This window comes from Aeromonas sp. FDAARGOS 1406 (genome assembly GCF_019048565.1).
Classification (GTDB): Bacteria; Pseudomonadota; Gammaproteobacteria; order Enterobacterales; family Aeromonadaceae; genus Aeromonas; species Aeromonas caviae.
This window is the reverse complement of record NZ_CP077378.1, coordinates 1,805,925-1,832,872: the sequence shown is the minus strand read 5'-3', so window position 1 is coordinate 1,832,872 and position 26,948 is coordinate 1,805,925. Positions and strand designations below refer to the sequence as shown.

Here is a 26,948-nt window from a genome sequence, read left to right as displayed (position 1 = left end):
CCTCTACACAAGGCTTAAAGATGAAAGTCAAAACCCGTTTTGCTCCCAGCCCGACCGGCTTTTTGCATGTCGGCGGTGCCCGTACCGCACTCTATTCCTGGTTGTTTGCAAAGAACCAGGGCGGTGAGTTTGTGCTGCGTATCGAGGATACCGATCTGGAACGTTCCACTCAGGAGGCCATCGACGCCATCATTGAGGGCATGGAATGGCTGGAGCTGAACTGGGATGAGGGCCCCTACTACCAGACCAAACGCTTCGATCGCTACAACGGCCTCATCGACGAGATGCTGGCCGACGGCCGCGCCTACAAGTGCTACTGCTCCAAAGAGCGTCTGGAAGCGCTGCGTGAAGGCCAGATGGCCAACGGCGAGAAGCCCCGCTATGACGGCAAGTGCCGGAATGGCGCCCACGATCACCCGGCCGATGCGCCGCACGTGATCCGCTTCCGCAACCCGACCGAAGGGTCCGTGGTGTTCGATGACCACGTCCGTGGCCGCATCGAGTTCGCCAACACCGAGCTGGACGATCTCATCATCCGCCGTACCGATGGCGCGCCGACCTACAACTTCTGTGTTGTAGTCGATGATTGGGACATGGAGATCACCCACGTGGTGCGTGGGGAAGACCACATCAACAACACCCCGCGCCAGATCAACATCTACAAGGCGCTGAACGCGCCGGTACCGGAATTTGCCCACGTCTCCATGATCCTGGGTGACGACGGCGCCAAGCTCTCCAAGCGCCACGGCGCCGTCTCCGTCATGCAGTACCGCGACGACGGTTACCTGCCGGAAGCGCTGCTGAACTATCTGGTGCGTCTGGGCTGGTCCCACGGCGATCAGGAGATCTTCACCCTGGACGAGATGATCAAGCTGTTCAGCCTGGATGCCATCTCCAAGTCCGCCTCCGCCTTCAACACCGACAAGCTCTTGTGGCTGAACAACCACTACATGCGTAGCCTGGATCCGGCCTATGTGGCCAAGCACCTGGCCTGGCACATGGAACACCAGCAGATCGATACCAGCAATGGCCCGGCGCTGGCTGACGTGGTCACCCTGCTGGCCGAGCGCTGCAACACCCTGGTCGAGATGGCCGCCCAGAGCCGCTACCTGTTCGAAGAGTACGAAGCCATTGACGAAGCCGCTGCCAAGAAGCACCTGCGCGGCGTGGCTGCCGAGCCGCTGGCGCTGGCCAAGACCAAGCTGGCGGCCCTGGAGACCTGGACCACCGAGGCGCTGCACGAGCTGATTGAAGCGACCGCCGCCGAATTGGGTCAGGGCATGGGCAAGGTCGGCATGCCGCTGCGTGTGGCCGTCACCGGTTTGGGCCAGTCTCCTGCCATCGATGCCGTGATGGCGCTGGTGGGCAAGGAGCGGGTCCTCGCCCGCATCGACCGCGCCCTGGCGTATATCGAAGCGCGCATGGCCGCCGAGTAAGCTTGCCGCCGCACATTGCCGTCACCGGTCTGGGGTAATCTTTCCCCTGCCATCGACGCCGTGATGGCGCTGGTGGGCAAGGAGTGGGTCCTCGCCCGTATAGATCGCGCTTTGGCGTATATCGAAGCGCGCATGGCCGCTGAATAAACATCGGCCATGGCATGAAAAGGGCTCCCTGACGGGGCAATGCTGTTCAGATAAGCACATTTTTGACTAATTATTCATAAATGCGACTTGAGTTGGGGGAGCAAGGCTGTTTCCAGTCGATGTTCCTTCAGCCTTTATCCAGCGTGGCTTGCAATAGAAAGAGGGAGGCATCATGCCTCCCTCATTTTTTAGCCCTGATACTACGTGGACTGGAACTCAAATTCTCTTAAGTGAACAGCATTGCCCTGACGGGGGCCCTTCGTATTTTGGCCTCAAGCGGATTTGCGACGTAAAACAGCGACATAGAGACGAGGTTGGCGGTAAAAACAGCTAACTGCCTGAATTTTGACTAAACGCTCCAGTGGGCGAGAATTTTGGGTTGACAGCAAAGCGGGTGATGCCTATCATGCGCCTCCGTTGCCAGAGATAACTTTGGTAGCGCCGAGGTGAGTTGGGGTTATAGCTCAGCTGGGAGAGCGCTTGCATGGCATGCAAGAGGTCCGCGGTTCGATCCCGCGTAGCTCCACCAAATTCTCCTCGAACAATCTGGAATCCAAGGGGTTATAGCTCAGCTGGGAGAGCGCTTGCATGGCATGCAAGAGGTCCGCGGTTCGATCCCGCGTAGCTCCACCAGGTTCCCGATTGACATGAAGTACCCAGGGCAGTGCGGTGTGTATCACCCAGGCCGACCTTTGTGGGGTTATAGCTCAGCTGGGAGAGCGCTTGCATGGCATGCAAGAGGTCCGCGGTTCGATCCCGCGTAGCTCCACCATTATTGAGGATGAATGGCCGCCAGAACCATTCATTCAGTACCGAATTTGGGGTTATAGCTCAGCTGGGAGAGCGCTTGCATGGCATGCAAGAGGTCCGCGGTTCGATCCCGCGTAGCTCCACCAAATTCAGAGTGATTCAGTGTCACTCACACACATCGGGGTTATAGCTCAGCTGGGAGAGCGCTTGCATGGCATGCAAGAGGTCCGCGGTTCGATCCCGCGTAGCTCCACCATATTTCGCAAGAAAGCACCAAGGCCACCGCATCGCGGTGGCCTTTTTGTTTGCCTGTCATTTGGATCTCCCATGATCTCGCCCTTTGCATTTGTCTGGCAAATGGCGTTTCACCCTGTCCGCGAGGACGTCAGCGGCCCTGGCCGCCGCTGACGGGGGGGAGGGTGGGGATTGGCGCCGATGCCGCTATGGCCACGGCGCGGGCTGCACGATGCCATCCTCTGCCGCGTGGCGGTTGGCTCGTTCGGCAGCCTGCGATGGCGCTTCACCCTGTCCGCGAGGGCATCAGCGGCCCTGGCCGCCGCTGACGGGGGTGAGGGTGGGGATTGGCGCCGATGCCGCCATGGCCATGGCGCGGGCTGCGCGATGCCATCCTCTGCCGCGTGGCGGTTGGCTCGTTCGGCAGCCCGCGGGATACGCCATCCGGCCCCTGGTGTCAGTACCGGGTTTCCCCGTCGGCAGGATGCCAGTCCCCGGGAAAGGGGCGAGGCGGGGGCAACAGGGTATTTATTCATCCCATGATGTGGCCCTTTGCATTTGTTTTTCAAATGGCCCTGGCACAAAAAAAGCCCGCGATCATCGCGCAATGCTGTTCACTTAAGAGAATTTGAGTTCCAGTCCACGTAGTATCAGGGCTAAAAAATGAGGGAGGCATGATGCCTCCCTCTTTCTATTGCAAGCCACGCTGGATAAAGGCTGAAGGAACATCGACTGGAAACAGCCTTGCTCCCCCAACTCAAGTCGCATTTATGAATAATTAGTCAAAAATGTGCTTATCTGAACAGCATTGCGCGATCATCGCGGGCTTTGCACCTGGCATCGAGGATGCCGCGTCTTAGCGACGGCGCCGCCAGGCGAGCGGCAACAGGGCCAGCAGCAGGGCGCCCATGGCGCCGCCACCCCCCTTGCTCGCTTCCTTGAGCTTGAGGTCAACGATGACGGGGTCGTGGTCCGAGGCGCTGAAGGGGTTGTCCGACTTGATGAGATCGCCGGTGTAGGCGCTGCCATATTCGAACAGGTTGCTCTCGAAGGAGTTGATGTGCCAGTCGGCCACCGCCACCACCTTGTCAGCCAGCGCCGGGTTGGCGAGGGCGTAGTCCAGGGTGCCGAGCTCGGCCTCGTAGCTGTAGGAGATGGCCTTCTCCTGGTTGAACTTGACGTTCAGATCCACCAGGCCGTAACCCTTGGCCACCGTCTGGCCCATCTGCTCATAGGGCTTGTCGCCGATGTAGGTGTGGGAGGCGGAGCGGATCTGGCGCTCCCCCGCGACCGGCGCATAGTCGGTCAGCACTCGGATGGGATCCTCCTTGGCGTAGGAGTTGAAGTCCCCCACCAGCAGCACCTGGCCCGGCATCTTGCTCACCGCCTCCCCCAACACCTTGGCGGCGCTCACCCGAAACTCGGTGCACTTGCCCTGCAGGTCCGCAGGCTCCGTCTTGCCATCTCCGTTTTCATAGCAGCCCGACCCCTTGGACTTGAGGTGGTTGACCACCAGGGTCAGGGGGGCGTCGCTGCCCGCCACGGTGAAGCGCTGGACCAGGGAGTCCCGCTGACCGGCGCTCTTGGTGACGCCGCCCGTGGTGTAGCGCTGCTGGGGCAGGGGGATAACGTCGGCATCCCCGCTCGGGGTGAGCAGGGCGGGGCGGTAGATCATGGCCACCATGATGGCGTCGCCGCCAAAGAAGCGATCCTCCGTGAGCAGGGCCTTGGGCAGGGTGACGAAGGCGTAGTGCTTGCTCGCCTCCTTCTGCCTGGCGTTGAGGCTCTCCACCAGATCGTGGAGGGCGGCGTGCTCGTCAAAGCCGTTGTTCTCCATCTCCATCAGGCCGAGCAGGTCGGCGTCCATTTCGGTGATGGCGTTGACGATCTTGGCGCGCTGCAACTGGAACTCCTCCAGGCTCTTGGCGCCGCGGTTGCAGCCCTTGGCGCTGTCCGCATCCGCCTGATCCGCGCAGAGCACGTTGAGGGCGCCCCCCACGCTGGAGTGGCTGGTGAAGTAGTTGAGCACGTTGAAGCTGCCGATGCGCAGGTCGGTGCCATCCAGGCGGGCCGGGGCGCTCTGGCGGTCGTTGTCGCCGGTGCGCAGCAGATCCCCCGCGGTGATGGTCTGATCCCGGGGCACGATCAGGCGGTACTCGTTGTAGCTGTAGCCGACCATGGCCTCCAGGTTGACCGGGGCATCGCCGATGCGCAGGTAACCCTGCTCCGGCTCCCAGGCGGGCAGCCAGGGGAGCTTGCCGTCCCCCGCCTTGACGTCCGACTCGAGGAAGACGCGGTTGCTGGCGTTGGCCTCGGCCAGCGCCACGGCCTCGGGGCTGCTCGCTACATGGAGCTGGGTCGGCTTCATCAGCGGGGCGCCGTGAGCGAGCACCAGGTTGTTGCGCCGGGCGGCATAGTCGTAGCTGAAGTTGCGGCTGATCTTGAGGGCGCTGTCGGCGTCGAGGCGCACCCGCATCCCTTCGTGACGTTCCAGGGCTCGGGCCAGGGTTTCCCCCTCCAGTACCCGCAGCGCCGTGGCGGCCGGGGCGGCGCCCTGGGCCAGGGTCGTCAGGCGCGGCGTGCTGCCGTCAAACAGGGGCTTGAGCTGGGTGTGGCCGTAATACTCCTCGACCTTGGCCTCCAGACAGACCAGGGCACCCGGCTGGATATCCGGGTACTTGCTGGCGAAGTTCTTGTCGTTGAGGTAGACGAAAATGCCGTCCGACGTCTCGGGGTTGCCGTCCCCCTGCACATCCAGCAGGTAGAAGCCCTTGTTGAGGCTTTCGCCCAGACCCGAGACCACCGCCTTGACCGAGACGCTCTGGGTGCTTTCGAACTGATCGTCCGGGACGAGGGGGCTCTTGTCGCCACTGCCCTGGATGGCGGGGATGGGGGTGAGGGCACTGTCGGCCGGGCAACTGAAGCCGGCGGCGTAGAGAGACGGGGACGCGAGCGCGAGCCCCACGGCCAGCGACAGCAGGGTAGGTGTTCCTTTCATGGGTATTCCTTTTTTTATTTTTGCCAGTGTTTCCATAGCCTTGGCATCGTGGCCAAGGGCGCGCATTGTCACATTTCTGGCAGCTCTGACCAGTGAACCAACGCACATTATGAGGAGACAAAGGAGCCCATTTGCCATTTTTTGACGTGGCTAACAGTTTGATATTGATGATCTATTTGTCATCAGGTAGGAGCGAAAAGTGTGAGGCGGCCAGCATTCACATATTTTCCTTCGAGAATAAAGATTGAGCAGTGGTCACTTGCTTCCTATACTCGAGCCGTTCCTCACGGAACCCAGGCAAAGGGCAAACCGGCAGTGATGCCGGGACGCAAAGCCTCCGATCTGTCCCATCCGGGCCAGACAGCGGGGTTACCCAGGGTGACTTGAGGGTTTGTGGCCCGTCCATGGCCTGTTGTCGCTCCCTTGTTCCCTGTTGCGATTGCGCTTTTCCCGGCATTGAAGCCAAGACAAAACAAGGAAGATAACAATATGCAACAGATCTTGAGGCCCAGCAGGCTTGCCATGCTGGTCGCCCTTGCGGCCGTCCCTGCCTGGGCGCAGGCCGCTTACCCCGCCTATCAGGCCGGCACAGCCTACAAGGCTGGCGACATCGTCAGCAACGCAGGCGCCCTCTATGAATGCAAGGAATTCCCTTACTCCGGTTGGTGCGGCGCGTCCCCCTATCACTATGCCCCCGGGGTGGGTGTGGTCTGGGCCGATGCCTGGAAGCTGTATGGTGGCGAGGTGCCGCCACCGTCCCTGGTCGTCGCCATCGGCTCCCCCGCCGTGGGTGCCAGCGTCAGTGAGGGGGCCAGTGTGGCCCTGGCGGTGACGCTGAGCGGCCCGGTCACGGCGCTCGCCCGGGTGGAATACCTCATCGACGGCACCCTGGTCGCCACCGCCACGGCTTCTCCCTGGAGTGCCAGCTGGTCTGCCGCCGGTGCGGGCAATCACGCCCTCAAGGCCCGGGCGCTGGATAAAGACGGCAAGGTGCTGAGCGAGGCGGATTCGAGCTTCAAGGTCGCCGCCGTGGTGGCGCCAGAGGCGCCCAGGGTGAGCATCGCAAGCCCCGCCGCCGGTGCCAGGGTGACCCTGGGCCGCGCCCTCACCGTGAGCGGCAATGTCACCGACGCCAATGACGACGTCGCCAAGGTCGAGCTCTTCGTGAATGGCCAGAAGGTTGGCGAGGACACCAGCGCCCCCTGGCAACTGAGCTGGACGCCCCAGAACAAGGGGCTGACCGGCCTCAAGCTGGTGGCGACCGACAAGACCAACCTCTCTGGCGAGTCGGCCCAGGTGGACGTGCAGGTGGAAGAGGCGGCCCTGCCCCCCACCGGCGGCAACCTCTCCTGCGACGTGCGCCAGATCTACCGCGCCGACGGCAGCGAGTGCATGGGGGATGACCACGGCCGCCGCGTCATCGGGTATTTCACCTCCTGGCGCACCGGCAAAAACGGCCTGCCCGCCTACCTGGTGAGCGACATTCCCTGGGACAAGATCACCCACATCAACTACGCCTTCGCGGCGGTGGACGAGCAGAGTCACACCATCAAGGTGGATGACGCCGCCACCAAGCTGACCTGGAACGGAGTGCCGGGCGCCGAGATGGATCCGGAGTTTGCCTATCAGGGTCACTTCAACCTGCTGTCCAAGTACAAGAAGCAGTACCCGGACGTGAAGACCCTCATCTCCGTCGGAGGCTGGGCCGATACCCGCGGCTTCTACGCCGCCACCACCAAGGGCGACTGCTCGGTCAACACCGCCGGCATCAACGCCTTTGCCGACTCGGCCGTGGGCTTCATCCGCCAGTACGGCTTCGATGGGGTGGATATCGACTACGAGTACCCCACCTCCATGAAGGATGCGGGCAACCCCAACGATTTCCCGCTCTCCAACCAGTGTCGCGGCAAGCTCTTTGCGAACTATGAAGTGCTGATGAAGACCCTGCGCAACAAGCTCGACAGCGCCGGCACCGAGGACGGTCGCAAGTACATGCTGACCATCGCCTCGCCGGCCTCGGCCTACCTGCTGCGCGGCATGGAGAACTTCCAGGTCATCCAGTACCTCGACTACATCAACCTGATGACCTATGACTTCCACGGTGCCTGGAACCACTTCGTCGGTCACAACGCCGCCCTGTTCGACAACAAGGCGGATCCCGAGTTGTCCCAGTGGGGTGTCTACACCCAGGCCCAGTTTGGCGGCATCGGCTATCTCAACTCCGCCTGGGCGGCCCACTACTTCCGTGGTGCCCTGGCGGCGGGCAAGATCAACATAGGGGTGCCCTATTACACCCGTGGCTGGCAGGGGGTCACCGGTGGCACCCACGGTCTGGGTGGCAAGGCGGCGCTGCCGAGCCAGAGCGATTGCCAGCCGGGCACCGGTGGCAGCACCATTCCGTGCGGCAACGGGGCGGTGGGCATCGACAACATCTGGCATGACCTTGACAAGAACGGCAAGGAGATTGGCGGTGGCGCCGTGCCCATGTGGCATGCCAAGAACCTGGAGCACGCCGCCAGCCTCGGCATCACCACCTTGCCGAGCTACGGCCAGGCCTGGGGTCTGGATCCCAACAACCCGGCCCACGTGGTGCAAGGCCAGTATGTGCGTTACTACGACGACAAGGCCCATGCGCCCTGGCTCTGGAACGAGCAGAAGAAGGTGTTCCTCTCCACCGAAGATGAAGAGTCCATGGGTCACAAGCTCGACTACATCGTCAAGCGGGGCCTGGGGGGCGTCATGTTCTGGGAGATGGCGGGGGACTATGACTTTGACGCCGCGAAGAACGAGTACGTGATGGGCAGCACCCTCACCAGCCTCGCCTACGAGAAGTTCAGCAAGGCCGACAAGGCGGCCCTGAAGCAGAACGATCTGCCGGCTCCGGCCGCCCAGCTCGACATCGGCGTGAGCCTCTCCGGCTTCAAGGAAGGGGACTCCAACTACCCGATCAACCCGACCCTCAAGCTCACCAACAAATCGACCCAGACCATTCCGGGCGGCACCCGCATCGAGTTCCTGGTCCCCACCTCCACCTCAGACACCATCACCGACCAGAGCGGCATGGGGCTGAAAGTGGTGGAGAGCGGTGGCAACCAGAACTCGGACGGCATCGCCAATGAGAAGGACTTCCACAAGGTGGCTCTGACGCTGCCGGCCTGGAAAGCCTGGACGCCGGGCACCGACGTGGAAGTGGCCATGACCTACTACCTGCCGGCCGCCGGCGTGCCGAGTGGCATGCGCCTGATTGCCGGAAGCCAGACCATAGGTCTGAAGTCCGACTTCCCGGCCCTGGCCGAGGCGGTGCTGGGCAGCAGTGGTGGTGGTGACGGCGGCAGCGGTGGCACCACCTGTGCCAGCCAGAACGTCAACCCGGCGGACTACAATGCCTATCCGACCTGGCCGCGCGGGGATCACGCCAATGGCAACGACCGCATGACCAACGGCAAGGCGGTGTGGCAGGCCAACTGGTGGACCAGCAGCGAGCCCAAGGCGGGCGATGGCAGCTGGAAGCTGGTATGCAACTACTGAGTTGTCCCGGCTGCTGTGCCAGCAGCGAACTCAGAGCGGGCGACGGCAGCTGGAAGCTAGTGTGCAACTACTGAGTTGTCACGGCTGCTGTGCCAGCAGCGAACTCAGAGCGGGCGATGGTAGCTGGACGCTGGTATGCAGTGACTGATGACCTGTTGAAGGGGTTGCCCCCTCCCAACGCAACGACCCAATCCGGAGCCCAGGCTCCGGATTTTTTTGTGCCTTGTATCAGGAGAAGGGGGGGAAAGGGCAGGGGCGGTGCCATAAAAAAGACCGCTCCGAAGAGCGGCCAATTGCCACCAAGGCAATCTGCGGGGTGACCCCCTTGTCGATGTGTCGCGGCCCGGATGCCGAGTCGGGGAGATCCCCGCCCCGCCAGCCGGGCCGCGCAGCTTTATTGGGTGACGGCGCCGCCCTGCTGCTCTTTCAAGAAGCTGATCCAGGGGGAAGCACGACCACTGACGTTGCCGTTCTGGGCGGCCTGAGTGAAGGCGGAGAGCGCCTCCTTGGGCTTTTGCTGCTCAAAATAGGCGACCCCGGTCAGGAACTTCAGATCCGCCCGCTGCTCGCCGCTGGCGTTGGCGGCAGGCTTGGCGGCGAAGGCCACCAGATCCTGGTAGCGTTTGCTCTGGATCATCATGCGCGCCATCTTGAGCTGCAGCTCGGCATTGGGGGCCAGCTTGTAGGACTTGGCCAGGGTGTCGATGGCCGGGTCCAGCTCCTTGGCCTGATGCCAGTAGTTGGCCAGCGTCTTGTAGTTGGCTGCGGTGCTCTCGATCTGCCCCTCCTTCATGGCCTTCTCCATCACGCGGGCGGCGCGGTGGGGAATGCCGGCGAAGGCGAGGTAGTTGGCAAGCCGCTGCAACTCGTTGGCTTCGGTCAGCATGCCGAGGTTGTAGGCCCCTTCCAGTGCCGCCAGGGCCTTGGCATCGTTGCCCGCCTGCATGTGCATGGCCGAGAGCTGGGTCCAGTACTTCTTCTTCTCCGGGTAGCGGTCCACCAGGGCGGTCAGCACCTCGGTAGCCGGCTTGTACTGTTTCAGCTCGTAGTGGGCCGCCATCTTCAGCAGGTACCAGGACTCCGGCGCCTTGCCCGCGGAGAGCTTGATCGCGTTGTCCACTGCCGGAATGGCTTCCCTGTACTGCTTGAGCTGCACATGGGCGTTGGCCAGGGTGATGTAGGCGTGCGGGGTCGGCTTCTCGTCCTTGCCGAGGTTTGCGAACCACTCCTTCATGGTGTTGATGGAACCCTTGAAGTTCCCCTCCGCCATGTAGAGCTGGGCCAGGTTGTAGCGCACCTGCTGGGCCACCGGGGGCGGCAGGCCGCCGGTGGCGATGGCGTCGGCGAAGTACTTGGTCGCCTGACCGTACTTCTCCTGCTGCGCCGCCACGAAGCCCAGGGTCTGCAAAATGACCCCCTTGTCGTAGACCCGCTCGCCAGCGCCGGACAGCGCCTCCTGCAGCTTGGCATTGGCCTCGCCGTATTTCTTCTCGGTGATCAACGCCTGGGCCTTGTTGACCGCGCGGTAGGCGCGGTCAGACAGGGCGGGTTGTTCGGCGGCCCAGGTGGCGGTGCTGAGCAGCACCGCCATGGCCACCGGGGCGAGGATCAGGGTATGTAACTTTTTCATCGCCACCCTCCTTAGTTGGTCGCAAACTCGATCTCTTGCTGCATGCGACTGGCCTGCGGCTTGCCGTCCACCATGGCCGGCTTGAAGGTCCACTTGGCGATGGTCTGGCGCGCCGCCTTGCCGAGGTCATAGCTGCGGGGCTCTTCCTTGACGATGCGGATGTTGCTCACGGTACCGCGCTCGGTGACGGTGAACTCCACCAGCACCTTGCCGGACGCAAGACCGGCCAGGGCCGCCTTGCGGGGCATCATGGGCTCGAAGGTCGCCATCGGGATGGCGCCGTTGTTGCCACCCATGCCGCCGCCACCGCCGCCGGTGCTGTAGGCACCCAGGGCGTTGCCGCCACCGATGTTGACCGGGATGTCGAGTTTGGGCATGTCCATGGGGGAGCTGTCCATCTTCGGCCTGTCCGTGCTCGCCACCTCCATCTCGGGCGGGGGCGGCGGGCGTTTCGGGGGCGGCGGTTTGGGCAGTTCCCGTTGTTTCTCTTGCAAGGTCTCCTGAGGCTTGAGGCGGATGAAGTCGGTCATGGTGACGTCCTCCCGCTCCGTCAGCTCCCGGTGATCCGGCGTGATGAGCTTGTTCATTCCCAGGAACAGGAAGAACACCACCACGCAGGAGACCGCTAACGATATCAGGTATCTCATGGCATTCGCTCCGGCATCAGCTGCTCTTGTCGGCGGCGATGGAGATGTTCTGGACACCGGCCATGCGGATCTGGTCCATGACCTGCACCACCAGACCGGAACGGGATTCGCTGTCGGCCTGGATCACCACGGCGCTTTCCGGGTTCTCCGCCCGCAGCCGCTCGATGTTGGCACGCACGGCACCCACTTCGACGATGCGCTTGTCGACCCAGACCTGGCCGTTCTCGCGGACCGCGACCATGATGTTCCCCTTCTTCACCGTCTCGGCCGTGCTGGCGCTCGGGCGGTTGATCTCCACGCCGGACTCCTTGACGAACGAGGTGGTGACGATGAAGAAGATCAGCATGATGAACACGATGTCCAGCATGGGGGTCAAATCGATGGCCGCCTCGTCAGCACCGCTGTCGCTGTGACGTTTTCTCATGGCAAAAAACTCCTTGCTTGTTCTGTGCCCCGGCGGGCATGGCCCGGCCGGGGATGTGCATCCTGCATCAGCCGTGTTTCAGGTTGTCTTCCAGCTTCTGCACCGCCAACTTGGCCTTGTGATCGAGCCGGCTGACAAAAAACAGGCCGGAAAGGGCGGCAATCATGCCCGCCATGGTCGGTACCGTCGCCTTGGAGATCCCCGAGGCCATCGCCCTGGGGGAGCCGGTGCCGGTAATGGCCAGGGTATCGAACACCTGCACCATGCCGACCACGGTCCCAAGCAGCCCCATCAGCGGGCAGAGGGCGATCAGCACCTTGATGACCGGCATCCCCTTGTCCACCGCCATGGCGACCCGGGAGACCAGCTCGCGGCGGATCTGCCTGGCAGACCAGGAGAGGTGATCGGTGCGGGCCAGCCAGGCCGTCTTGGTCTGCTTCACCTGCTGGGGATAGACCGCCATGAAGTAGAACCAGCGCTCCAGCAGCAGGGCCCACATCATCAGGGTCAGGAAGAACAGGGCGACCAGCACGTCGCCCCCCAATCCCAGAAACCGGCGGACCGACTCGACTTCTTCAATCAACCAGAACCACATGGGTGACTCCTTAGGCTGCGGCTTTGGCGGCGTGCAGACGTTCCTGATAACGGGCAACGAAACCGGCGCTCTGCTCTTCCAGTACCTGGATCAGACGGCGGCTCTGGGTCTGCACGATGGTGTAGAGGAACAGCATGGGCACGGCCACGACCAGACCCTGCATGGTGGTCACCAGGGCCTCGGAGATACCGCCCGCCATCAGCTTGGGATCGCCGGTACCGAACAGGGTGATGGCCTGGAAGGTGGCAATCATCCCGACCACGGTACCCAGCAGGCCCAGCAGCGGGGCGACGGAGGCGATCAGCTTGATGAGGCTGATGCCCTTCTCCAGCTTGGGCACGTTGCGCAGGATGATCTCGTCGAGCTTGGATTCCAGATCCTCGATGTTGTCACCCCGGTGATCCTGGTAGGCACCCAGCATCTCGCCGATGGGGTTGCCCTTGATGATCTGCTCGGATTTCAGCTGCTTGCGCATGGCACCGCCGATGAGGGAGAGACGAGCGCCGCAGAACAGGGCCAGCAGGGTACCGATGACACCCAGCGCCAGGATCACGTAGCCCACGGAGCCACCCTGATCGATGCGCTCCTTGAGGGTTGGCGATTGCACCAGCAGGGAGAGGATCACGCCGCGGGACGGGTCGATGAAGATGGGTTCGACGCTGCCGCCACCCTGTTCAAACTTGGCGACCGGTTCCAGCACCGCGTTCTCGGGCTGGCGGGAGAGTTGTTCGAACTTGCCGGTCTCCGGCACGAAGGTGAGGTACTTGCCTTCGGAGACGGTGTTGAACTCGCCGATCTGGGTCACGGTCTTCTGGGCCTGGTTGCCCTCGCCGTAGACCACGGTGGCCGGGATCTGGCTCACCTTGCCACCGTCGACCATGCGGCTGAGGGTGGTGGTCCAGAAGGCGGTCAGGTCATCGCTGGAGGGCAGCTCCTTGCTCTCGGCCAGGCGAGTTAGCAGGGCAGTCTGCTCGGGATGTTCGACCCGGCGGGCGGAGGCGTTGAAGATCCCCTTGAATTCACCGGCGAACTGGCGCAGCACGCCAAACATCTCGCCCATGTTGCCGGAGCGCTGGCGCAGGGTTTCGGTCAGCTCGGTGAGCTGCTTGTCGTTGGCATCGAAGGTGGCCTTGAGCTTTTCGCCCCTGGCGACTTCGGCGGCGAGATCCGCCTTGGCCTTGGCGAGCAGGGCCCCTTGTTCGTTCTTGTCAGCCAGGAAACGGGCTTCCCGCTCCTTGTTGAGCTGGGATTCGCTGGTGCTGGCGGCCTTGACCTGATTGAGCAGGGCGTTGAGATCCACCGGCTTCTCGGCGGCGGTCACCGGCAGGGTGACCAGGGTAGCGCCCGCGATCAGCGAGGCGATGGCAAGTTTGATTCCTTTCATGATGCTTTCTCCGCAGTTTGAACCGGCAGCTTGATGAGGGCGGGGGGCGCCTGCTTCTTCGCGATGCGAAGGCCTTGTTCAACCGCACTGCGATACTCCTGGGGCAGTACTTCCCACTGGCGGGTCTTCTTGTTCCACATGCCGGTCTCGTTGCCATCCGGGGACTGGTAGAGCAGGGCGATGCGCCCGACCCGCAGGAACTCGTAGGTCTTCTCGTCCCCATCCTTGTCCAGGCTCGCCTTGTAGGCTTCGATGGTGCGGCTGAAGCCCTCCTCGATCTGGTAGGCCTCGAGGATCTTGCGGTACTTCTCGGAGATGGTGACGTCGGCCCGGTTCATGAGATCGGTCAGGGCCGCCACGCGGTCCTCACGCTCCACCTTCTGGAACGGCAGGTCCAGGGAGACGAACTGCTCGAGGGAGTCGATCATCTTGAGCATCAGGGGCACCACTTCGGTGCTGGTCTGGTCGATCTGGGCGATCTGCTTTTGCATGGAGGCGAGTTCGGCGCTCTGGGAGTCAACCATCTTGCCCACTTGCTCGTTGTAGGCGCGCAGGCTGTCCACCTGGCGCAGGGCGGCCTTGTACTGGGCCAGGGCAGACTCGGCAGACTCGGCGTAGCTGTCGATCTTCTGCTGGGAAACTTTGGATGCATTGTCGGTGGCGGCTTGAGCGTCCACGGCCTGACCGGCGGTGGCGGCACTCAGATTGAAGCTGGTCAGCAAGGCAGCCGAAATCAGGCTGCCGAGGAGCGCTTTCTTCATTGTAATTGTCCTTGTCTTCATAGGATTACCCTATCTCCGTAACTTCCTTGGGACCTTGGGCAAAGCCGGCCCGAACGGGCCGGCTTGTGGTTTGCTGGTGGATTAGAACTTCTGGCTGTAGTCGAGGTAGTAGATGCGACCGTCGATGCTGTAGAGCTCGTCGTCATAGGTGAAGCCATCGCTCTCGAGGGACGGGCCCACGTTGAACATGTTCTTCACGCCGACCTGGATCTTGCCGTTCCAGGGCGCTTCCACACCGACGTTCAGGTTCCAGGTGGTCTGGGACGCGATGTGGCCCACTTCCTCACCGGTATTGGCGATGTAGTCCTGGCTCTGGGAGTCGATGTAATTCGCACTCAGGTAGGTATCCATGTTCCACCATTGGGGAACGTTGATACCCACACCGGAGCTGAAGCGCATCTGGGGCAGACCGTTCTGGCCGATCTTGTCGATGACGGGACCACCGGCGTACAGACCTTCCTTGTATTTCAGGATGTAGGTACCGCCCAGGTCATAACGCACGGTGGCGTAGTTCAGGTCGTAGGTGTAATCCACCTTCAGGTCGAGGCCGGAGGTCTCGAGGGTCCCCAGGTTGACCATGGGAGCGATGGCGCTACCGATCTTGCCCTGGCTGTTGCGGGTGATGCTGCTGGAGCTGCCGCTGTTCAGTTCGTCATAGATGAGAGACTGCAGGGAGTTCAGCTGGATCACGTCCTCGATCTTGATGGTGTAGTAGTCCAGGGAGAGGTTCAGGTCATCCACCGGGCTGTAGGCCACCCCGAAGTTCCAGGTGTCCGCGGTCTCTTCCTTCAGATCCTCGTTGGAGGTACGGGTGGTGGTGTACTGGCGGTTCGGGCAGTCTGCCGCGGAGATGCCGTTGGCCTCGCAGTAGACGTAATCCTTCGCCCAGTCGGCGGACTCGGAATCAGCCGAGTAGAGATCGCTCAGGCTGGGGGCGCGGAACGAACGGGACCAGGAGGTGCGCAGCATCAGGTTGTCCAGCGGCTGGTAACGCAGGCTCGCCTTGGGGGAGAAGGCGCTGCCGAAGTCGCTGTACTTGTCGAAGCGACCGGCCACGTTCAGCTCGATCTGCTCGGTGATGGGCACCAGGGACTCGATGTAGGCGGCAGTCACGTCGCGCACGCCACCGGAGGAGTTGCCTGCGGAGCCGATGATGTTGCCGGCTTCGGACTGGGCGTCGTACTTGTCGGCATAGACCCAGTCGTTGTACTCGGCACCGGCGTACCAGCTGACCGGACCGGCGGGCAGTTCACCCATGTCCCACTGCACCCCGGCGTACCACTGGTAGAAGTCCATGGTGGAGCGGCGGCTGGTGTCGGCCGTCATCGCCTTGGTGCTTTCTGCATCGAACTCACCACCGACGAACTTGCCGTCGGCGATCGCCTGCTTGGCGGCGGACTTCAGCACGTAACCGGTGCCGTTCTCCTTGTTGTCGGTCTTGGAGTACATGTAGCCGGCGTTCCACTGCATGTCGCCGACGCTTTCGGTGGCGATGGTGCCTTCGAAGCCGAGGTTCATGCTGCCGGTGGTGTCGGTGACATAGTTGTCACGGGGACCGATGTTGCTGAAGCGGTAGTAGGCGTAGGCAGCCTCACCCAGACCCTGGGTGGCGGCGGCATCCAGGCCGTTGTCGGCGAAGAACTGGGCGTTCTTCGGGTTGGCCGGGTCAATGGTGAAGGCACCGGCGGCCGGGGCGAAGCGGCCGAAACTCTCGACCCGGGAGCCGATGATCTGCGGCACGAAGTCCACGTTGTCGTTGATGTGGTAGCGACCGTTTACGTACAGGGTGTCACGGCTGCGGGAGGCCGTGGTGGCCGCGACCTGGCCGTAGTTGAAGTTACAGCCGCCCTCGAAGCCGACGAAGGGCTCCTTGCATGAGCCGTCGGCATTGGTGGCGCCGGCCAGGGGGCCGTATTTCCAGATGGGGTCGCCGTTGGCGTCAAGACCCGTGATCCCCTCCACGTTGCGGCCGTAGGCGCTGGGGGAGTCGTTGCCCTGCTTGGCAAGATAGTCCCGATCGCGACTGTAGATGACGTCCTTCTTGTCGTGCTCGTAGACCGCCATCAGGGAGCCCTTCTCGCCGGCCACCCCTGCCACGATGGAGCCGCTCTTCTCGTCGCCGCCCTCTTCGCTCGGGGAGCCAATGCGGCCCTGGAAGTCCAGCCCTTCGTAGCCCTCTTTGAGCACCACGTTGATCACGCCACCAATGGCGTCGGAACCGTAGATGGCGGAGCCGCCGTCCAGGTTGACCTCGACCCGCTCAACGGCGGCCATGGGGATGGTGTTGAGGTTGATGGAGGTGCCGCCCATGGTGGGGGAACCCGCTACCCGCTTGCCGTTCAGCAGAACCAGGGTACGCTCGGAACCCAGGCCGCGCAGGCCGACGGTGGATTGGGACTGGAAGGAGCTGCCGGAGGCAGGGGAGACGCCGCCAAAGGAGTTGTAGGAGGCTTGCTTGAGGTAATCGGCGACGGTCTGCTGACCGGATTGCTCAATTTTCGCCTTGGTCACGGAGACGACCGGGGTGGCGCCTTCCACATCGACCCGGGAGATCCGGGAGCCGGTGACCTTGATTTTTTGCAGTTTTTCTACGTTCTGGCCCTCTTCGGCCAGGACAGGGGTGGCCACAACTGCCGCGCTCGCCAAGGCAAACGCTACGGCAGCAGAGAGTCTGCTTTTCCTAAGCATCGCTAGTATCCTTCCTGATTGTTTATTGTTTGCTTCCATTACCGCCCTCGTTGGAGCGGTGCGTAAGGCTTATCAAGGTTTGGTGATGGACGTCAAATGGAGCGGCGGGGATGGGGGCAGTAGAGGGAATTAGATGGGAATGTGCACTTGATGGAATATTTTTGGCGTTTTATTCCGTAAATGCCGCGTCAACTTATGTAAAGATGTTGTTAAGTTCGATTTTTACAATTTTATTGATTATTTTTGAACTTATCGATAAGTCGCTTGTCACTCCAGTGTCGATATCGAGAAAACGGTTTTTTGCAGTATTTTCATCTGCTTTTGTGGCGAGAGCCTTTTCCGGGGAACAGAGGGTGGGGGCGGCTATCCCTCTTCTTTTATAGGTAAATGAGAAAATAACCCGACTTATCCTTAACTTGTTGATTTTGTTCTGCTTGGTATGGATTAAAACACCTGTGTAATTAATTTTTTAATAATTAAAATCGAGTTGGACGGGTAGGCGTAGCAGTTTTTTATATTGAAGTTGGGTTTTTTGGAAAAAATCATCCGCGGGATATGCTGCGGGGGGACATTCCTGGTCGCAGACAGGGTTCTACTTGATTTTTGTTGCAGAGCTTTTACAGTGACCGAGCTGGATTGTCTGTCAATGCCAGTCAATTCAGTGAGTAATGCCAGGTAAGGATAGGCCCGTCACCGGATGTGACTGGCCATAAAAGAACAACAAGGACGAGGTTCCACCATGCTGTCGTATTTCCTACGTCGGATGCTTTTGATCATCCCGACGTTTCTCGGTATCACCCTGCTCGTCTTCACCATCACCCGCTTCGTGCCGGGCGGCCCGGTCGAGCGCATGTTGCTGCAGGCGCAGGTCTCGCAAAACGAGTCAGGCCGCTCCAGTGGCAGCAAGGGGGCGCAGGCACTCTCCGACGAACAAATTGAAGAGCTCAAGGCGTTCTACGGCCTCGACAAGCCCATGCTGGTCGCCTACTGGGACTGGTTGCAGAAGCTGGCGGTGCTGGATCTCGGGGAGTCGACCCGTTATTACGAGCCGGTGTGGGATCTCATCAAGGAGAGGTTGCCGGTGACCGCCTTCTTCGGGCTCGCCACCTTTCTGCTGAGTTATGCCGTCTCCATCCCGCTCGGGGTGGCCAAGGCGCTCAGGCACAACAGCCGCTTCGATTCCCTGAGCTCGATGCTCATCTACATGGCCTATGCGCTGCCCGCCTACGTGGTGGGGATCTTCCTCATCACCGTCTTTGCGTTCCATCTGGAGTGGTTGCCCATGGGGGGCTTCCCGGGGGACGAGTTTGACGGGATGGAGAGCAGCTGGGATCAGATCCGCACCGTCTTCTCCCACGCGCTGCTGCCGCTCATCGCCTACGCCATCGGGGATTTCGCCATCCTCACCATGACCATGAAGAACAGCCTGATGGAGAACCTGTCGGCGGATTATGTGCGCACCGCCGTGGCCAAGGGGCTGCCGTTTCGCAAGGCGGTGACCGATCACGCCATGCGCAACAGCCTGATCCCCATCGCGAGTCACTTAGGATCGGTGCTCACCGTCTTCTTCGGGGGCTCCTTCCTCATCGAGACCATCTTCAACATCGACGGCATCGGCCTGCTCGGTTACGAGGCCATTGTCGAGCGGGATTACCCCACCGTCATGGGCATTCTGGCCATCACCTCCATGCTGATGCTGGTGGGCAACATTGTCTCCGACATCTGCGTTGCCCTGGTCGATCCCCGCGTGCGGTTTGGAGAGTGAGCATGAACCTGAATCCGGTAACTCTGAAAAAACTCAAGCGCTTCAAGTCGATAAAGCGCGGCTACTACTCCTTTGTCATCTTTTCGGTCCTGGTGGTCATCTCTCTGCTGGCGGAACTGCTGGTCAACAGCCGGGCCCTGGCGGTGAGCTATCAGGGGGAGCTCTATTTCCCCACCTATGGGGACGTGATCCCGGGCCAGCACTTCGGGCTCGACTACGAGTACGAGACCAACTACCGCCAGCTCAAGAGCCAATTTGCGAAGGAAGATAAGGGGGATTGGGTGTTGCTGCCCCTGGTCCCCTGGAACCCCTATGAGCAGGACTTCAAGGAGGAGGCCTATCCGCCCTATGCCCCGAGCCTGGCGGAGCGCCACTTCCTCGGCACCGACACCAGCGGTCGCGACGTATTGGCACGGCTGGTCTACGGCTTTCGCATTGCCATCGGCTTTGCCTTCATCGCGCTGGTGGCGAGCTATGTCATCGGGGTCAGCATCGGCTGCATGATGGGGTTCCTCGGCGGTCGGTTCGATCTCCTGATGCAGCGTTTCATCGAGATCTGGTCCCAGGTGCCCTTCCTCTACGTCATCATGATCCTGGTCTCCCTGGCCAAGCCGAACTTCGGCCTGTTCGTCGGCATCAACGTGCTGTTCGGCTGGATGGGGATCACCTGGTACATGCGCACCCTCACCTACAAGGAGCGGGCGCGGGACTACGTGATGGCGGCGCGGGCCCAGGGGGCGAGCACCCGGCGCATCATCTTCAACCACATTCTGCCCAATACCCTGATGATGATCGTCACCCTGGCCCCGTTTGCCGTGGTGGGCAACATCTCCACCCTGACGGCGCTGGACTACCTGGGCTTTGGCCTGGCGCCGCCGACCCCGAGCTGGGGGGAGCTGCTCTCCCAGGGGATCAACAACCTCGACGCCATCTGGATCGTGAGTTCGGTGGTGGCGGCGGTGAGCCTGGTGCTCATCATGGTCTCCTTCATCGGGGAGGCCATCCGGGAGGCGTTCGATCCGCGCAAATTTACCCGTTATCAGTGAGCGGTGGCGCCTTGCCAGGGCACATCGACAGGACCCTTAATGAAGAAGCCCCCAGTGCAGGGGCATGACCAGGAAGTCAAACATGAACAATAAAATCAAATGGACAGGTGCTCTCTTTCTGCTGTTGAACGGATCCTGGGTGTGGGCGGCTAGCCTGCCCGCGGATCTGACGTGGGAGACCAACGACACCGACCCCGTGTTCGCCTCTCCCAAGGCGCTGCCCGGCGGCAACCTCAATCTCTTCGTCGACAGCTTCCCGCTGACGTTTCGCACCGTGGGGCCGGATTCCAACGGCTCGTTCCGCTCCTTCATCCTCGACAACCAGATGAGGCTCATCAGCTTCCATCCCAACACGGGCAACCCCATTCCGGCCCTGGCGAATGCCTGGGCCATCGCGCCGGACAGCCAGACCGTCTATTTCAAGCTCGACCCGCGCGCCAAGTGGTCCGACGGCAAGCCGGTCACCGCCGATGACTACACCTTCGGCTACGAGATGATGCGCTCCAAGGACATCAAGGGCCCCTGGTTCAACAACTACTACACCACCGAGGTGGTGGCGGTGGAGAAGATTGACGACCACACCATCCTGGTCAAGGCGGGCAGCCGCAAGGCCAAGCTCGATCTCCTCAACACCACCGAACTGTGGCCCCAGCCCAAGCACTACTACAAGATGGGCCCGAACTGGGTGAAGCAGTACAACTGGGCCGTGGTACCCACCACGGGCCCCTACGTGATGAGCGACGTAAAAAAGGGCAAATCCGTCACCTTCAGCAAGCAGAAGGAGTGGTGGGCAAAAGACGATCGCTACAACCAGCACAGGTTCAACCTCGACACCATCAAGGTGCAGGTGATCCGCGACCACAACATCGCGTTCCGCCACTTCCTCAAGGGGGAGCTGGACACCTTCGAGATGATCCTGCCCAACTGGTGGCATGAGAAGGCGGTCACACCGGAGTACAAGCAGGGATACGTGCAGAAGGTGATGGCCATGACCGACACCAAGCAGGGGGGGCAGGGGGTTCACCTCAACGTGGCCAATCCCAAGCTGGCGGATCTCAACGTGCGGCTCGGCATCCAGCACGCCTTCAACATTGACAAGATGATAGAGACGGTGCTGCACGGCGACTATGACCGCGCTACCACCTTCGGCTCTGGCTTCGGGGCCTTCACCGACATCGCGCTCCCTGAGCGGGCCTACGACATCGCCAAGGCACGGGAGTTCTTCGCCAAGGGCGGTTACGGCAAGCAGGGACCGGACGGCATCCTGCAAAACGACAAGGGAGAGCGGCTCACCCTTGCTCTCACCTACACCAGCCAGGAGCACTCCAAGCGGCTGACCGTGCTCAAGGAAGAGGCCAAGAAGGCGGGCCTGGATCTGGAGCTCAATCTGGTGGATGGCGCCACCGGCTTCAAGGTGATGCTGGAGAAGAAACACGAGGCGGCCTGGCTTGGCTGGGGGGGCGGCGGTCTCTATCCGCAATACTGGGAGTCCTTCCACTCCGACAACGCCAACAAGCCCCAGACCAACAACCTGTTCAACGTGGCTGACAAAGAGCTCGACAGCCTGATCGACGCCTACAACGTCGAGTTCGACATGGACAAGCGGGCCGCGCTTTCCCACCAGATCCAGCAGCGGATCTATGATCTCGCCATCTTCGTGCCCGGCGTTCAGCTCAACTACGTGCGAGCCAGCAGCTGGCGCTATGTGATGCTGCCGGAGGTGCCCGCCACCCGCAACACCCCGGATCTGCTCTACTGGCCCATGGATGGCTACCCCCACAGCAGTGGCGGCCTGCTCTGGATCGATCCCAAAGTGAAGGAGGAGACCCAGAAGGCCAAGTCTGACGGCAAGGGGCTTGCCCCCATCACCCTGATCGACAAGACCTATGCACATCATTGATGTGGCCCAGAAGGGAGCAGCAGTCATGCCCAACACACAGGCCACCGCCCCCGGCACCAGAGATCATGAGGGGCAGTCTCTGTCCCCCATCCTCGAGGTGCGGGATCTCGAGGTGGAGTTCGCCGTCGACGACGGCAAGATCAAGGTGCTCGACGGGGTCAGCTTCCAGGTCGCCCCGGGCAAAACCCTGGGGATAGTCGGCGAGTCCGGCTGCGGCAAGAGCGTCACCTCGCTGGCCATCATGGGGTTGCTGCCAAGGCCCCACGGTCAGGTGGTAGGGGGCTCCATCCGCTTTCAGGGGGAGGAGCTGCTCAATCTGCCGCCGGAGCAGATGTACAAGGTGCGTGGCAACCGTATCTCCATGATCTTTCAGGAGCCCATGACGGCCCTCAACCCGGTGCAGACGGTCGGCGATCAGCTGATGGAGGTGTTTCGCCTCCACCGCCCCGATTACAGCAAGGCCCAGCGCCGTGACGCCGCCATCGCCATGTTGCAGAAGGTGGGGATCCCCGAGCCTGCCCAGCGTTTCGCGGCCTATCCCCACAATCTTTCCGGCGGCATGCGTCAGCGGGTGATGATCGCCATGGCGCTGGCCTGCGAACCGGCCCTGCTCATCTGCGACGAGCCGACCACGGCGCTCGATGTGACCATCCAGGCCCAGATCCTGGATCTGATGAAGGAGCTGCAAGCCCAGACCGGCATGGCCATCATCTTCATCACCCACGATCTCGGGGTGGTGGCGGAGCTGTGCGACGAGGTGGTGGTGATGTATGCCGGGCGTGCGGTGGAGCGGGCCGATATCTATGAACTGTTTGACCACCCGCGCCATCCCTATACTCATGGTCTGATGGCCTCGATCCCGCGTCTGGAAGATGTGCCAAAGAGCCTGCTCAAGACCATCAAGGGTCAGGTGCCCGCCCTGCACGAGATGCCGGCGGGGTGCCGTTTCTCCAATCGCTGCCCCCATGCCACGCCCCTTTGCGTGGAGACCATACCGGTGACCGAGCAGTTGAGCGAACGCCACGGGGTGGCCTGCCACCACTGGAAGGAGGTGAGCCTATGAACGGTATGGTGTGGGGACGGGGTGTCGCAGGGCAGCCAGGCGGCGGGAAGGCTACCAGGTCGTCTGCTGCCATGAATCGTCGGGGATGGAAGTCATGACCAGCTTGTTGTCGGTAAGCAATTTAAAGCAGCATTTCAAGATGGGTGGCGGTTTCTTGCGCAAGCAATACACCGTCTACGCGGTGGATGGCATCAGCTTTGATCTCAAGCAGGGGGAGACCCTTGGCCTGGTGGGAGAGTCGGGATGCGGCAAGTCCACCCTGGGGCGTTCGTTGCTCAAGCTGTTCGAGCCGAGCGCCGGTTCCATCACCTTCGAGGGGCGTGACATCACCCACCTCTCGCCCAAGGAGATGCGATCCCTGCGTCAGGAGATGCAGATCGTGTTCCAGGATCCCGCAGAATCCCTCAACAGCCGCCACACGGTGGGGCAGATCCTGGAGGAGCCTTTCATCATCCACGGCAAGGGCAACGCCGAACAGCGCCGGACATGGGTGCAGGAGCTGCTGGAGAAAGTCGGCTTGCCCGGCAGCGCGGTGGATCGCTACCCCCATGAGTTCTCTGGCGGCCAGCGCCAGCGCATCGGCATCGCTCGCGCCATCGCCCTCAAGCCCAAGCTGCTGGTGTGTGACGAGGCGGTGTCGGCGCTAGACGTGTCGGTGCAGTCCCAGATCGTGAACCTGCTGCTCAATCTGCAGCGGGAGATGAACCTCGCCATCATCTTCATCGCCCATGACCTGTCGGTGGTCAAGCACATCTCGGACAGGATTGCGGTGATGTATCTGGGCCGGATCGTCGAGCTGGCCGAGGCCCAGGCTCTCTACCTGGCACCGCGCCATCCCTATACCCAGGCGCTCATCTCCGCCATTCCGGTGCCGGATCCGCGGCGGCGCAGCCAGCGCATCCTGCTGACGGGGGATGTACCGTCCCCCATCTCGCCGCCGAGTGGCTGCCACTTTCACCAGCGCTGTCCCCATGCAACGGATCTGTGCCGCACCCGCTCGCCCGCCCTTGAGGCGTGCGGCGGGCAGGGGCATCAGGTGGCCTGCCATTTCCCCTTGCCCGTGCAGGAGGCGGTGCCGTTGGGAAAGGCGATATGATGCCGGCGCCCGCCGCGTCGCGACCGGCATCGCTGCAAGGTGGCACCGAGGAGGCGCAATAAAGGCGGAAACGGGATAAAAAAATGGGGCCTGCGGGCCCCATCTTCATGGTTGGAGTTCAGGTTTGGCCGTGGAAATTCTGGCCCGGGCAGGACAGCGCCCCGATGGGGGTGGCTGCTGTGTGGATTGCTGAGTTGTTTTGTAGTTTTATTACGTTGCTAATTTCAACTTCCGGACAGGCGATATCAGGCGCCATAACGGAAGTAGTAATTGCGGGTTGCAGGCGCATAAGTGTCTTTCTCTTCAGCACCTTTCTTGCTGGTTGCACCCTTCAGGTGGAACAGCACTGCCAGATTCTCGAACATATGATGACCTCGTTTCTCTGTGGTTCATGGGTTGTGTGACCTTGGTCACGTTCTGATCCTAGGGGCATATGTGAGCTGGATCAACTTTTTGTGTTGTAAATTTACATAAATCATGGAAAGGGTTTTCAAATGCAGACCTGTTCATGGATACGATTTCAAGCCAGGGCCGCGCGTGGAATCGGGGATATGAGAGAGGTGGCCGAGGAGGAAGCACAAAAAAGATGCCCCGCACGGGGCGGGGCATCGGTATGGTCGTGAGTTGGCTTACTTGGCCGGGATATGTTCCAGCACGTGAACCAGCAGTTGCCAGAAACGCTCGACCGCCGGGATGTGTACCTTCTCCCCCGGTGCGTGGGCGCCACGGATGGTCGGGCCGAAGGAGACCATGTCCCAGTCCGGGTAGGCGCTCTTGAACAGACCGCACTCGAGGCCTGCGTGGATCACCATGACGTTCGGCATCTCGCCAAACAGGGTCTGGTAGCTGCTTCGCACCAGCGCCATGACCGGTGAGTCGACGTTCGGGGCCCAACCCGGGTAGGCGCCGGTGAACTCGCAGCTGGCGCCGGCCAGGGTGAACAGGGAGCGGGTCATCTGCTCGATGTTCTCGCGACCGGAATCGATGAGGGAGCGGATCAGGCACTGCACATAGACTTCCCCCTCGAGTGTCTTGATGACACCCAGGTTGGTGGAGGTCTCGGTCACGCCCGGGATGGCGTCGCTCATGCGCATCACCCCGTTCGGGCAGGCCATCAGGGCATCCAGCAGGCGGCTTTGCAGGGACTCGCTCATGAGCTGGGCCGGTTTCTCCCGGGCGGTGAGCAGCACGGTGAGGTTGGCCTCGGTGGCGGCCAGCTCGCTCTGATAGATGCCGGCGTAGCGGTCCACCAGGGCCTTGAAGTCAGCCACGCTGGCGGCGGGCACCAGCAGGCTGGCACGGGCCTCGCGGGGGATGGCGTTGCGCAGGGTGCCGCCACTGAGATCGCCAAGGCGCACCCCCAGCGGTTCGGCGGCCTTGAGCAGACGCACCAGCAGCTTGTTGGCGTTGCCGCGGCCGCGATGGATGTCGACCCCGGAGTGGCCGCCGCGCAGGCCCTTGACCTGCAGCTCGAAACCTTCACCCTCGGTGGCAGCAACCCGCTCCAGGGGGAAGCGGATATTGGCATCCACCCCGCCGGCGCAGCCCATGTAGACCTCGCCATCCTCTTCGGAGTCGGTGTTGAGCAGGATCTCGCCCTCAAGCCAGCCCGCTTCCAGACCGAAGGCGCCGGTCATGCCGGTCTCTTCGTCGGTGGTCAGCAGCACTTCCAGCGGACCGTGCTTGATGGTCTTGTCGGCCAGCACGGCCAGGCAACCCGCCATGCCCATGCCGTTGTCGGCACCCAGGGTGGTACCGCGGGCGGTGACCCATTCGCCATCGATGTAGGCATCGATGGGATCGGTGGTGAAGTCGTGCTGGGTGTCGGCGTTGGCCTGGGGCACCATGTCGATGTGGGCTTGCAGCACCACGGCCTTGCGGTTTTCCATCCCCGGTGTGGCCGGTTTCTTGATGATGATGTTGCCGACGGCATCTTGCTTGACCGCCAGGCCTTCTCCCTGGGCCCATGCGACGATCCAGGCGCTCAGTTGGGCTTCGTGCTTGGAGGGGTGGGGGATGGAGCAGATCTGCTCGAAGAATTGCCAAATCAACTTGGGAGACAGAGAACTGAGCTGTGCCACGTCGGGACTCCTTACCAGCATGGAAAATGTCGGGCCCCACTCTGCGGGCCGGGGAAGAGGATAACGATAATACAGTCAATCACGCAAAAATGTGAGCGATCAGCGCAAATGACGCTCTGCTTGTGCTGGGAAATGGAGCATGGATGGCGAACTTCACTGCCTGCCTTATTCGTGTCAGCACAACATAAATTATGTGATGTTGGTCACAAAAATATTGTCTTTTTGGCGGCGGGTGGTAAATTAGCCGCCGTGGCCAGCCCACTTGTCAGGATGACAATCAATGCCTCCAGGGAACCGAAGCAAAGCAAGTGCGCCTCCATGGAACCGAGTGTCAGTTCAAGGATGTGAACCCGCATTAAGGTACGTAACTTGTTAAGCAATCAGGAGTTTATGATGTCAGGCAGCAATTCAACCTATTGGTTTGCCCAATCTCTCTATACCCAGGGCTTCAACTACCCGAATCCCTACGCCACCCGCCGTTAAGGCTCGCAGGCGTCACAGGTAACAGCAGCAGGTGCGTGAGGATCCTCTCCTCCCCCTGCTATTTTTTTGCCCGAATGTCATGGAATGTGTGTCAAACGGCTAACCTGTCGGTGTCGCCGGAGCCCTCCCAAAAGGGCGACAGAGCGGGAGATGGCGGACATTTCCTGTTTTTCGCATACGTTTGCCGCTCAATTTATCCATAAAGAGTGCTATCATACCGGCCCAACAGCCGGCCCGAGATCGGGAGTCCACCCGACATGGCCGCCAGCTA

General features: G+C 61.6%; 16 protein-coding genes, 5 tRNA genes and 1 riboswitch. Of the genes, 12 read left to right on the top strand and 9 right to left on the bottom strand.

All coding sequences use genetic code 11. The features are described 5' to 3' along the window. Positions 1-20 precede the first annotated feature (20 nt). The 6 genes from gltX (at position 21) to I6L36_RS08520 (ending at position 2,589) form a co-directional block, all read left to right on the top strand. On the top strand, positions 21-1,436 hold the full coding sequence (gene gltX, locus I6L36_RS08545) for a glutamate--tRNA ligase (protein ID WP_109112527.1): 1,416 nt from the start codon (positions 21-23) through the stop codon (positions 1,434-1,436). Positions 1,437-2,036: 600 nt separating this feature from the next. After that, positions 2,037-2,112 (top strand) — tRNA-Ala (locus I6L36_RS08540). A gap of 28 nt (positions 2,113-2,140) precedes the next feature. After that, positions 2,141-2,216: transfer RNA gene (locus I6L36_RS08535), tRNA-Ala, on the top strand. A 63-nt stretch (positions 2,217-2,279) separates the two neighbouring features. Beyond that, a tRNA-Ala gene (locus I6L36_RS08530) sits at positions 2,280-2,355 on the top strand. A gap of 48 nt (positions 2,356-2,403) precedes the next feature. Then, positions 2,404-2,479: transfer RNA gene (locus I6L36_RS08525), tRNA-Ala, on the top strand. A gap of 34 nt (positions 2,480-2,513) precedes the next feature. Further along, positions 2,514-2,589, top strand: a tRNA-Ala gene (locus tag I6L36_RS08520). An 834-nt stretch (positions 2,590-3,423) separates the two neighbouring features. Here the strand turns inward: I6L36_RS08520 and I6L36_RS08515 are convergent. Next, positions 3,424-5,565 carry an ExeM/NucH family extracellular endonuclease gene (locus tag I6L36_RS08515; protein WP_109112971.1) on the bottom strand — a complete coding sequence of 714 codons (2,142 nt, stop codon included), beginning with the start codon at positions 5,563-5,565 and terminating at the stop codon, positions 3,424-3,426. Positions 5,566-5,858: 293 nt separating this feature from the next. Continuing rightward, positions 5,859-5,942, top strand: a riboswitch (cyclic di-GMP riboswitch). 145 nt (positions 5,943-6,087) lie between these two features. Here I6L36_RS08515 and I6L36_RS08510 point away from each other — a divergent pair. Then, positions 6,088-9,093 (top strand): glycosyl hydrolase family 18 protein, encoded by a 3,006-nt coding sequence (locus tag I6L36_RS08510; RefSeq protein WP_216987136.1) that lies wholly within the window; start codon positions 6,088-6,090, stop codon positions 9,091-9,093. Between the two features lie 394 nt (positions 9,094-9,487). Here the strand turns inward: I6L36_RS08510 and I6L36_RS08505 are convergent, their stop codons facing one another. The 7 genes from I6L36_RS08505 to I6L36_RS08475 all read right to left on the bottom strand — a co-directional run bounded on the left by I6L36_RS08505 (position 9,488) and on the right by I6L36_RS08475 (position 17,243). Next, the gene (locus tag I6L36_RS08505; protein WP_042014300.1) at positions 9,488-10,723 is read right to left on the bottom strand and encodes a lipopolysaccharide assembly protein LapB; all 1,236 of its coding nucleotides are present in this window, start codon (positions 10,721-10,723) and stop codon (positions 9,488-9,490) included. 11 nt (positions 10,724-10,734) lie between these two features. Then, complete coding sequence (locus I6L36_RS08500) at positions 10,735-11,370, bottom strand: energy transducer TonB (protein WP_010675477.1); 636 nt, start codon at positions 11,368-11,370, stop codon at positions 10,735-10,737. Between the two features lie 16 nt (positions 11,371-11,386). After that, on the bottom strand, positions 11,387-11,794 hold the full coding sequence (locus I6L36_RS08495) for a biopolymer transporter ExbD (RefSeq protein WP_010675476.1): 408 nt from the start codon (positions 11,792-11,794) through the stop codon (positions 11,387-11,389). A 67-nt stretch (positions 11,795-11,861) separates the two neighbouring features. Further along, a complete protein-coding gene (locus tag I6L36_RS08490) occupies positions 11,862-12,389 on the bottom strand; it encodes a MotA/TolQ/ExbB proton channel family protein (RefSeq protein WP_010675475.1) in 528 nt (175 codons plus the stop codon). Between the two features lie 10 nt (positions 12,390-12,399). After that, the gene (locus I6L36_RS08485; RefSeq protein WP_010675474.1) at positions 12,400-13,773 is read right to left on the bottom strand and encodes a MotA/TolQ/ExbB proton channel family protein; all 1,374 of its coding nucleotides are present in this window, start codon (positions 13,771-13,773) and stop codon (positions 12,400-12,402) included. Next, entirely contained in the window at positions 13,770-14,534 is a 765-nt protein-coding gene (locus tag I6L36_RS08480) for a DUF3450 domain-containing protein (RefSeq protein WP_010675473.1), read from the bottom strand. The genes I6L36_RS08485 and I6L36_RS08480 overlap by 4 nt, the downstream gene beginning before the upstream one ends. 102 nt (positions 14,535-14,636) lie before the next feature. After that, entirely contained in the window at positions 14,637-17,243 is a 2,607-nt protein-coding gene (locus tag I6L36_RS08475) for a TonB-dependent siderophore receptor (protein ID WP_119196947.1), read from the bottom strand. 739 nt (positions 17,244-17,982) lie between these two features. On the opposite strand from I6L36_RS08475, the gene I6L36_RS08470 reads away from it, so the two are divergent. The 5 genes from I6L36_RS08470 (at position 17,983) to I6L36_RS08450 (ending at position 24,113) form a co-directional block, all read left to right on the top strand. Further along, positions 17,983-19,008 (top strand): ABC transporter permease subunit, encoded by a 1,026-nt coding sequence (locus I6L36_RS08470; protein ID WP_109112249.1) that lies wholly within the window; start codon positions 17,983-17,985, stop codon positions 19,006-19,008. Positions 19,009-19,010: 2 nt separating this feature from the next. Next, positions 19,011-20,054, top strand: coding sequence for an ABC transporter permease (locus tag I6L36_RS08465; protein WP_041212459.1), 1,044 nt, complete (start codon positions 19,011-19,013; stop codon positions 20,052-20,054). Positions 20,055-20,136: 82 nt separating this feature from the next. Beyond that, positions 20,137-21,954 carry an extracellular solute-binding protein gene (locus I6L36_RS08460; RefSeq protein WP_109112248.1) on the top strand — a complete coding sequence of 606 codons (1,818 nt, stop codon included), beginning with the start codon at positions 20,137-20,139 and terminating at the stop codon, positions 21,952-21,954. A 25-nt stretch (positions 21,955-21,979) separates the two neighbouring features. Next, positions 21,980-23,017, top strand: a complete 1,038-nt coding sequence (locus tag I6L36_RS08455) for an ABC transporter ATP-binding protein (RefSeq protein WP_109112247.1) — start codon at positions 21,980-21,982, stop codon at positions 23,015-23,017. Between the two features lie 94 nt (positions 23,018-23,111). Next, positions 23,112-24,113, top strand: a complete 1,002-nt coding sequence (locus I6L36_RS08450; protein ID WP_039040364.1) for an ABC transporter ATP-binding protein — start codon at positions 23,112-23,114, stop codon at positions 24,111-24,113. Positions 24,114-24,742: 629 nt separating this feature from the next. Here the strand turns inward: I6L36_RS08450 and I6L36_RS08445 are convergent. Continuing rightward, a complete protein-coding gene (locus I6L36_RS08445) occupies positions 24,743-26,194 on the bottom strand; it encodes an aminoacyl-histidine dipeptidase (RefSeq protein ID WP_039040348.1) in 1,452 nt (483 codons plus the stop codon). Positions 26,195-26,948 lie beyond the last annotated feature (754 nt).